Annotated in this window: 8 protein-coding genes; all 8 read left to right on the forward strand. The window is 67.3% G+C overall.

Annotated features, from left to right (window positions below; all coding sequences use genetic code 11):
* The coding region (gene mraW / locus ACE3TU_RS15450) for a 16S rRNA (cytosine(1402)-N(4))-methyltransferase (protein ID WP_374625745.1) at nt 1-266 on the forward strand (266 nt) is incomplete at its 5' end.
* Nucleotides 263-637, forward strand: a complete 375-nt coding sequence (locus ACE3TU_RS15455) for a hypothetical protein (RefSeq protein ID WP_374625746.1) — start codon at nt 263-265, stop codon at nt 635-637. The genes mraW and ACE3TU_RS15455, both read left to right, overlap by 4 nt.
* Nucleotides 638-2362 (forward strand): peptidoglycan D,D-transpeptidase FtsI family protein, encoded by a 1725-nt coding sequence (locus tag ACE3TU_RS15460; RefSeq protein WP_374625748.1) that lies wholly within the window; start codon nt 638-640, stop codon nt 2360-2362.
* Nucleotides 2363-2387: 25 nt separating this feature from the next.
* Nucleotides 2388-3830, forward strand: coding sequence for a UDP-N-acetylmuramoyl-L-alanyl-D-glutamate--2,6-diaminopimelate ligase (locus tag ACE3TU_RS15465; RefSeq protein WP_374625750.1), 1443 nt, complete (start codon nt 2388-2390; stop codon nt 3828-3830).
* Nucleotides 3831-3836: 6 nt separating this feature from the next.
* Nucleotides 3837-5252, forward strand: a complete 1416-nt coding sequence (gene murF, locus ACE3TU_RS15470; RefSeq protein ID WP_374625752.1) for a UDP-N-acetylmuramoyl-tripeptide--D-alanyl-D-alanine ligase — start codon at nt 3837-3839, stop codon at nt 5250-5252.
* 134 nt (nt 5253-5386) lie between these two features.
* Nucleotides 5387-6472: a phospho-N-acetylmuramoyl-pentapeptide-transferase gene (mraY, locus tag ACE3TU_RS15475; protein WP_374625754.1), complete on the forward strand. Its 1086-nt coding sequence runs from the start codon at nt 5387-5389 to the stop codon at nt 6470-6472.
* 264 nt (nt 6473-6736) lie between these two features.
* On the forward strand, nt 6737-7903 hold the full coding sequence (locus ACE3TU_RS15480) for an FtsW/RodA/SpoVE family cell cycle protein (RefSeq protein ID WP_374625756.1): 1167 nt from the start codon (nt 6737-6739) through the stop codon (nt 7901-7903).
* Nucleotides 7904-7925: 22 nt separating this feature from the next.
* On the forward strand, nt 7926-8634 hold a 709-nt coding region (locus ACE3TU_RS15485), incomplete at its 3' end, for a glycosyltransferase (protein ID WP_374625758.1).

Raw genomic sequence — 8634 nt, forward strand, 5'->3', positions numbered from 1 at the left:
TCCACTCGCTCGAGGACCGCATCGTCAAGCGCTTCCTCGATCCGGAAAAGAGCGCGCCCGTGCGCTCGAGGCACCTGCCCGAGGCCGCCGCCGAACAGCCCCGATGGATCGGTCTCGGCAAGGCCGTGCGGCCCTCGCCGGCCGAGATGGCGCGGAACCCTCGCTCCCGCTCGTCGACGCTGCGGTCGGCACGGCGCTCGGCGATGCCGGCGCGACCGGTGAGCTACCTCGGTCTCGGGGTGCCAAACTCGAGGAGTGCGGGATGATCAAGACGGTCAACGTCGTGCTGTTCTGCGCCAGCCTGGCCGGAGTGGTGGCCGTGTACGCCCTCAAGTACTCGGTCGAGGATATCGCCGCCGACAAGGCAGCGCTCGAACGCAGGATCGATAGCCAGCAGGGCGAGCTGTCGCTGCTGCAGGCCGACTGGTCCTATCTCAACCAGCCGGCGCACGTGGCGCCGATCGTCGCCCGTCACCAGGAGGCGCTGAACCTGCTGCCTGCCGACCAGGAGCAGTTCGGCCGCATCGACACCCTCCCGATGCGACCGCCGGCGCCGGACACCGCCGCCCTGGATGCACTGCTGACGGCGCTCGATGCCGGGATCGATCCGATCGAGCAACTGATCGAGGCGAACTAGATGGCGCTGCTGACCTATGACGATGTGAGCATTTCGCTCGATGGCGGGCGCAAGAAGCGCGGCAACCTCACCCGGGCGCGGATCCGCTGGGTGATCGCGGCGCTGCTGCTGGTCTTCGGCATCGTCGCCGGACGACTGATCCAGCTGGGCGCGACGATTTCCGATTCTGCCATCGAGGGCGTCGCCCGCGACGTCATCACCGCGACGCGCCCGACCCTGCTCGACCGCAACGGACTCGAGATGGCGGTCGATATCCGGGTGCCGTCGCTGTTTGCCGAACCCCGGCGCATCGTCGATGTCGAGGAGGCGGTCGCCAAGCTCCGCACGGTGCTGCCCGAACTGGACGAGGACTGGCTGCGCAAGCGGCTGACCGGGGACAAGGGCTTCGTCTGGGTGAAGCGCGAACTCACCCCAGCGGTCCGGGAGAAGATCTTCCAGCTCGGTATCCCGGGACTGGACTTCGTCACGGAAAGCAAGCGCTTCTATCCGTCGGGGCAGGAAGCCTCGCACATCCTTGGCGCCGTCAACATCGACAACCAGGGCACCATGGGCATCGAAAAGCACATGGATGACGAGGACCTGGCCCTGCTGCAGTCTGTCGGGCTGGCCCGCGGCAACGCTCTGAAGCCGATGGAGCTGGCCATCGACCTGCGTGTTCAGCATGTGATGTACGAGCAGCTGGTCGACTCGCTGACCCGCTACAAGGCGATCGCGGCGGCTGGCGTCATGATGGATGTGCGTACCGGCGAGGTGCTCGCCCTCGCGTCGCTCCCGGACTTCGACCCGAACGATCCTTCGACGCTGTTCCAGGACTACAATGGCGTCAAGAACCAGCGCTTCAACCGCATCACCTCCGGCATCTACGAACTCGGTTCCACCTTCAAGACGGTCACCATGGCCGGGGCGCTCGATTCTGGGCGGGTGAAGATCAGCGATCAGTTCGACGCCCGCTTCGGCGTGCGCTTCGGCCGCTTCACCATCGATGATTTCCACGGCAAGCACCGCGTCCTGTCGGTGCCGGAAATCTACAAGTACTCGTCCAATATCGGCACCATCAAGGTGATGCAGCAACTGGGCAAGGACGACTTCCGCGCCTTCCTCACCAGGATCGGTTTCGACAAGACCGTCCCGTTCGAGCTGCCCGAGATGCGGCAGCCCAAGGTGCCGGCGAAGTTCTCCGAGATCGTCGCCGCCACCTCCAGCTTCGGACATGGCCTGTCGATCTCGCCCCTGCACATGGTCCGGGCGGTCGCCGCGTTCGTCAACGACGGGAACATGGTGCCCCCGACGCTCTACAAGCGGTCGGCCGAGGAGGCGCAGAAGCTCTACGACCCGGTCATCTCGCCCCAGACCAGCGAACAGATCCGCTACCTGATGCGGCTCAACGCGCTCGAAGGATCGGGAACCCGCATGAACAAGTATGCCAACGGCTATCGCGCCGGAGGCAAGACCGGAACGGCGGAAAAGGTCGTCGGCAAGACCTATTCGGCCAACAAGACCCTGGCGGTCTTCGCCTCGGCCTTTCCGCTCGACAATCCGCGCTATGCCATGGTGATCCTCGTCGACGAGCCGCAGAACGAGAACCCGCAGTCCGGTCATACTGCCGGCTGGAATGCCGGCGAGATCACAGGCCGCATTGTTCAGCGAGTCGCGCCGATGCTTGGAATCAGCCCCGACTTCAGCGAAATGTTGGATACCGAACTTGTCCCAGCTGCACTCCGCTAGAGTCGCGCCGCAACGGAGCTTCGACGTGGCCTTTCCGCTCAGAGACCTGCTGCAGGGTGCCAGCGCCGGGCCGGCGTCGGCGGTCGAGGTCACGGGGGTCAACTCCGACAGCCGGGCCGTGGGGCTGGGCGAGGCGTTCTTCGCACTGCCGGGCACGCGCGCGCATGGCGACAGCTTCGCGGCCCAGGCCGTGCAGCGGGGGGCGGTCGCCATGGTGACCGACCGGGCGCCGGCCGCCGATCCGGGCGTTCCGGTGGTCGTGGTCGCGGATGTACGCGCCGCCTACGCGCGGGCGGCGGCGCTGCAGTTCGCGCCGCAGCCGGCGGTCAATGTGGCCGTGACCGGAACCAACGGCAAGTCGTCGGTCGTCTCGTTCGTGCGGCAGATCTGGATGGCGTGCGGCATCCCGGCGGCCAGCCTCGGGACCATCGGGGTCGAGACCGCGTCGGGGATCATGCCGCGCGAGCTCACTACTTCCGATGCGCTGTCGCTGCATCGCGACCTGGGGCGGCTCAAGGCCGCCGGCATCGATCACGTGGCCATGGAGGCCTCGAGCCAGGGGCTCGACCAGCGTCGCGTCGATGGGCTGCGCTTCAACGCTGTCGCGTACACCAATCTCAGCCGCGACCATCTCGACTACCACATCGACATGGAGAGCTACCGGCACGCCAAGCTGCGGCTGTTCACCGACCTCATCGCCGAAGGCGGCGCGGCCGTCGTCAACTGCGACGACCCCGAGCACATGCCGTTCCTGTTCGCCGCGCTCGATCGCGGCGCCACGCTGCTGACCGTCGGCCGCGAAGGGGCGTTCCTCGAACTCACCCGCATCGAGAACGAGGGCTATGGCCAGCGCGTCACCGGACGGATGGTGGGCGAGCCGGTGAGCTTCCACCTGCCGCTGACCGGGGCGTTCCAGGTCAGCAACGCTGCCGTCGCGCTGGCACTGGCGGTCTCCACCGGAGCGCCCGCCGATCGGGCGGTGGCGGCCCTCGGCGGCCTCAAGGGCGCCAAGGGGCGGCTCGAGCTGGTCGGCGAACACAATGGCGCGGCGATCTTCGTCGACTACTCGCACAAGCCGGTAGCACTCGAGACGGCGCTCGAGTCGCTCCGTCCCTATGCGCGCCGGCGACTCAACCTGGTGTTCGGCGCCGGCGGCGATCGCGATCGCGGCAAGCGGCCGATCATGGGGCAGGTTGCCGACCGGATGGCAGACGATGTCATCGTCACCGACGACAATCCGCGGACCGAGGATCCGGCGCTGATCCGCCTGCAGATTCTCGCCGAAGCGAGCCGGGCTCGGGAGATCGGCGATCGGCGCGAGGCGATCGCGGCAGCGATTTCCGACCTGCAGCCGGGCGATGTGCTGCTGATTGCCGGCAAGGGGCACGAGGACTATCAGATCATCGGTCAAACAAAACACCACTTTTCCGACCACGAGGTGGTGCTGGAGACCATCGGGGGAAGATAGGCGCAGATGAGACCGCTCTGGACCGTCGCCGAAGTCGTCAAAGCAACCGGCGGGCGGCCCGAGGGACTCTCCGACGGTCCGCTCTCGGCCGTCTCGATCGACTCGCGCGAGATCTTCCCCGAGGCGCTGTTCGTCGCCATCAAGGGCGACGCCCTCGATGGCCATGACTACGTGCTCAAGGCGCTCGAAGCCGGCGCCTCCGCGGCGATCGTGTCGGAGGCGTACCACGCCGGCCACGGTGGCGACCGGCTGATCGTCGTACCGGACACGCTCGAGGCGCTGCGTCAGCTGGGCAGGGCGGCGCGGGCACGCAGCCGTGCGTTCATCGTCGCCGTCACCGGCAGTGCCGGCAAGACCACCACCAAGGAAGCCATCCGCACCGCTCTCTCCGCTGCCGGAGAGACGCATTATTCGATCAAGAGCTTCAACAACCACTGGGGCGTGCCGCTGATGCTGGCGCGACTGCCGGTGGAGGCGCAGTTCGGGGTGTTCGAGATCGGCATGAACCATGCCGGCGAGATCACGCCGCTGGTCAGGCTGGTCCGTCCCCATGTGGCGGTGATCACCACCGTGGCCGCTGCCCATCTCGAGTTCTTCAACTCGGTCGCCGAGATCGCCGAGGCCAAGGCCGAGATATTCCTCGGCCTCGAGCCGAACGGGACGGCGGTGCTCAACTGCGATCACGACTATCTGCACGTGCTCTTCGCACGGGCCAGAGCCGCGGGCGTCGGACGGATCGTCACCTACGGCTACGACGAGAGCGCCGACTGGTGGATCAGGGGAGTGACGCAACTGGGCGAGCAGATGGCCGCCGACGTCCGCCATTCCGGGGCCGCCCACCACCTGCGCCTGCGGGTGCCGGGGCGCCACATGGTCGCCAACGCCGTTGCGGCGCTTGCCGTTGCCGACCTCGCTGGCGAGGACATGGCGGTGGCGCTGGGCGCCCTCGGCCAGTTCGGGGCTCCCGAGGGGCGGGGACTGACGCTCCGTCTGGGGCCCGACAAGAAGCCGTTGCTGCTCGTCGACGAGAGCTACAACGCCAATGTCGCCTCGATGTCGGCTGCGCTCGAACTCTATGCGCAGGTCCGGCCGCCCGCCGGTCGCAAGGTGCTGGTGCTGGGCGACATGCTGGAGATGGGGCCGCAGGGACCGGTCCTCCATGCGGGACTGGCGGATGCGGTGCTGAAGTCCGGGGCCGACCGCATCCACCTGGTCGGCCCGGTGATGCGGGCGCTGGACGCGGAACTGCGGCGCCGTGCCGCGTCCGACCGCGAGGCGCCCGAAGTCGGCCATAGCGAGACTGTGGAGGAGTTGGCCGAGCCGCTGCTGGCGGCCCTTGCCTATGGCGATGCAGTTATGGTCAAAGGATCAAAGGGCGTCCGGCTTGCAGGACTAGTCGCCAAGATCCGCGAGCGCTTCTAGGGCGCCTGCCAGACCAGCGGCACGGTTTTCCGGTTCGGAAGCGCGACAAATCAGGGACATAGCTCGGTTTCAGCGCTTCTGCGAGACGATGAACTGCCGAACGTCTTCGGCGACACTGTTGGGACAGGTCTTGAATGCTGTATTTTCTCGGGCAGTTGGGCGATAGCCTCGCCGCCTTCAACGTCTTCCGCTACATCACCTTCCGCACGGCCGGCGCGGTGGTGACCGCGCTGTTCTTCGTGTTCCTGTTCGGGCCGGGGATGATCGCAGGGCTGAGGATCCGGCAGGGCAAGGGCCAGCCGATCCGCGAGGACGGGCCGCAGGGCCACCTGCTCACCAAGAAGGGCACGCCCACCATGGGCGGGCTGATGATCCTTGCCGGTGCCGTGACCTCGATCCTGCTGTGGTCCAACCTTGCGAACGGCTATGTCTGGGTGGTGCTGTTCGTCACGGTTTCCTTCGGCGCCATCGGATTTTATGACGACTTCCTCAAGGTCAAGCGCATGTCGCATGCCGGCTTTTCCGGCCGCCAGCGGCTCGCCATCGAAGCCGTCGTCGCGGTGATCGCCGCCTGGTTCCTGGCCTCGCTGACCGCGCCGGACATCGCCACTTCGCTGATGTTCCCCTTCGTCAAGGGCTCCGGGCTGCCGCTCTGGTACTTCTTCTACATCTTCGCCGGCTTCGTCATCGTTGCGGCCGGCAACTCCGTCAACCTCACCGACGGGCTCGATGGCCTCGCCATCGTTCCGGTGATGGTGGCCGCCGCCTGCTTCGGGCTGATCGCCTATCTGGTGGGCTCGTCGACCTACGCCGAATACCTGCTGCTCAACAACGTGCCCGGCACGGCCGAACTCTCGGTGGTCTGCGGGGCGCTGATCGGGGCGGGGCTCGGCTTTCTGTGGTTCAACGCGCCGCCCGCCCAGATCTTCATGGGCGACACCGGTTCGCTCGCGTTGGGCGGCGCTCTGGGCACCATCGCGGTCGCCACCAAGCACGAGATCGTCCTCGCCATCATCGGCGGGCTGTTCGTGCTCGAGGCGGTGTCGGTGATCGTGCAGGTGACGAGCTTCAAGCTGACCGGCAAGCGCGTGTTCAAGATGGCGCCGATCCACCATCATTTCGAGATGATGGGCTGGACCGAGAGCCAGGTGGTGATCCGCTTCTGGATCATCAGCTTCGTTCTGGCGTTGATCGGGCTGAGTTCGCTGAAGCTGCGCTAGAACAGGACGGGCCCCCTCACGGGTCTCACCAGTTCCACAGTGTCACCCCGGCGAAGGGCCGGGGTCCATCCCGAGGCGTCTCCACGTCCAGGCGGGTTGCGACCGAGGATGGGCTCGGTTTTCGCCCGAATGATGCCGGTGGGCCGGGGCGCTTCCCACAGTTTCGCAAAACGCGAGCGTCGTTCCGAACTTGGTAACCAACCCGCCGTAGACTCCCACCCTGAGTAGTGTGCCGGGAGGCCGCCGGGCAGGGCGGCATCGATCATGTTTTCACGCGAGCGCAAGACCCCCATCGCCGAGTGGTGGTGGACGATCGACAAGGCGCTGCTGTCGGCGCTCGTCCTGCTGCTGCTCGCGGGGGTGCTGCTCAGCTTTGCGGCGAGCCCGCCGGTCGCCGAACGCCTCGGGCTGGGACCGTGGCATTTCATCATCCGGCAGGCGGTGTTCGCCTCGCTGGCGCTGCCGGTGATGCTGGCCACCTCGATGCTGCCGCAGCGGGCGGCGCGCTTTGCCGCGCTCGGGGTGCTGGTCGTCTTCGTCATCCTGCTGTGGCTGACCCTCAAGCTCGGCGTCGAGGTCAAGGGCGCCAAGCGCTGGATTTCGTTTGCCGGCAACACCGTGCAGCCCTCCGAGTTCGTCAAGCCGGCCTTCGCCGTCATCGGGGCCTGGCTGTTCGCCGAGAGCATGAAGCAGAAGGGGGTGCCCGCGCGCAGCATGGCCACCGCCATCATGCTGGCGATCGTCGGCGGATTGCTGCTGCAGCCCGACATCGGCCAGACCGCGCTGGTGCTCGCCACCTGGGGCGCGCTGCTGTTTCTGTCCGGCATCTCCTGGGTGGTGATCATCGGGCTCGGCGCCGCCGCGGTGGCGCTGCTGTTTGCCGCCTACACGATCTTCCCGCACTTCGCCAAGCGCATCGATGCCTTCGTCAATCCCGAGACCGGCGGCCACGGGACCTACCAGGTGGACAAGGCGCTGAGCTCGCTGCTCGAGGGGGGCTGGTTCGGACGCGGTCCGGGGGAGTCGATGGCCAAGAAGGTCATCCCCGACGCCCATGCCGACTACGTTTTCTCCGCCGCGGCAGGGGAATTCGGGATCCTGTTCTGCCTGGGGCTGGTTGCCCTCATCGCCTTTATCGTCATCCGCGCGCTGCTCGGGGCGCAGCAGCAGTCGAGCATGTTCGCCCGCCTCGGCGCCTCGACCCTGGCCATCCAGTTCGGACTGCAGTCGGGCATCAACCTGGCGGTGAACCTCAACCTCATTCCACCCAAGGGCATGACGCTGCCGTTTGTCTCCTATGGCGGCACCTCGATGCTGGCGGTCGCCTTCGGCATGGGGCTGATGCTCGCCCTGACCAGAAAGAAGCCGGAGGAGCGGATGGTCACGGGGCTTCCGGCCTATCGCAGCTCGGTGCTATCCCCCGCCGAGTGAGGCTCATGCGGAGTTACTCGATTTGAGCACTATCGTGCTGATGGCCGGTGGCACGGGAGGACATCTCTTCCCGGCCATGGCGCTGGCCCAGGAACTGCGCCGGCGCGGTCACGACGTGCAGCTGATGACGGACCACCGGGTCGCGTCCTACGGCGCCGATTTCCCCGCCAGTGCCATCCATATCGTGCCGTCGGCCACGCCGTCGGTCCGCAACCCGGTGACGTTCGTCCTCGCCGGCCTGCGGATCGTCTGGGGCATTGCCGTGGCACTCGGCAAGCTCCGGCGCATTCGGCCGCAGGCGGTGGTCGGCTTCGGCGGCTACCCGGTGTTTCCCCCGTTTCTGGCGGCGAGCCTCCTCGGCATTCCCGGCATCCTGCAGGAGCAGAATGCCGTGATGGGCCGCGCCAACCGGGCGCTCGCTCGGTTCGCCCGGCGCATTGCCCTCAGTTTTCCGCGCACCAAGCACGCCGAGCCGTACGCGGCCAAGTCCGAAATGGTTGGCAACCCGATGCGCGATCGGGTGCGGGCGCTGGCCGCGGCCCGCTACCCCGCGATCGATCCCGCCGAACCGCTGCGCCTGCTCGTCGTCGGCGGCAGCCAGGGCGCGCGCATCTTCGCCGATCTCGTCCCCCCCGCCGTGGCGCTGCTCCCCGAGGGGCTGCGCGGGCGCCTTCGCATCGTGCAGCAGGCGCGCGCCGAAGACCTCGACCGGGTGGCCGAGGCCTACCGGC

This window comes from Devosia sp., assembly GCF_041917035.1.
GTDB lineage: Bacteria > Pseudomonadota > Alphaproteobacteria > Rhizobiales > Devosiaceae > Devosia_A.

Excerpts from the sequence above, each read along its gene's own strand:
- ACE3TU_RS15455 (WP_374625746.1), top strand. The coding sequence starts at position 263 with ATGATCAAGACGGTCAACGTCGTGCTGTTCTGCGCCAGCCTGGCCGGA.
- ACE3TU_RS15460 (WP_374625748.1), top strand. The coding sequence starts at position 638 with ATGGCGCTGCTGACCTATGACGATGTGAGCATTTCGCTCGATGGCGGG.
- murF (WP_374625752.1), top strand. The coding sequence starts at position 3,837 with ATGAGACCGCTCTGGACCGTCGCCGAAGTCGTCAAAGCAACCGGCGGG.
- mraY (WP_374625754.1), top strand. The coding sequence starts at position 5,387 with ATGCTGTATTTTCTCGGGCAGTTGGGCGATAGCCTCGCCGCCTTCAAC.
- ACE3TU_RS15480 (WP_374625756.1), top strand. The coding sequence starts at position 6,737 with ATGTTTTCACGCGAGCGCAAGACCCCCATCGCCGAGTGGTGGTGGACG.